Origin of the sequence: Pseudomonas sp. 2995-3, from assembly GCF_002742565.1 — a bacterium.
In the GTDB taxonomy this organism is placed as follows: Bacteria; Pseudomonadota; Gammaproteobacteria; order Pseudomonadales; family Pseudomonadaceae; genus Aquipseudomonas; species Aquipseudomonas edaphica.
Window position 1 is genome coordinate 1 of record NZ_LJSB01000089.1, and the last position, 250, is coordinate 250.

The 250-nt window shown below is 34.8% G+C and carries 1 protein-coding gene; it reads left to right on the plus strand.

Translation table 11 applies throughout. The annotated features are described in order from the left end of the window. Window positions 1-24 precede the first annotated feature (24 nt). A partial coding sequence (locus AOA62_RS31335) for a DUF1462 family protein (protein WP_143521753.1) occupies window positions 25-250 on the plus strand: 226 nt, incomplete at its 3' end.

The following is a 250-nucleotide window of genomic DNA, read 5'->3' on the forward strand; positions in this document are numbered from 1 at the left end:
GTATTATAAGGAGAGCGAATAATAATGAATACAAATCCCATTACTATTACAGTATACGGTGCAGAAGAAAAATGTGCCAGTTGTATACATTTACCGAGTGCATTAGAAACTATGGAATGGTTAGAAGCTGCGGTGAAAAGAAAATATCCTACAGGCAATTTTCAATTTGTCTATTGTGATATTGAGGTTCCGAACACAGAAGAACAGAAGGAATATTCAGAGAAAATATTAGAAGACGAGTATTTCCGTC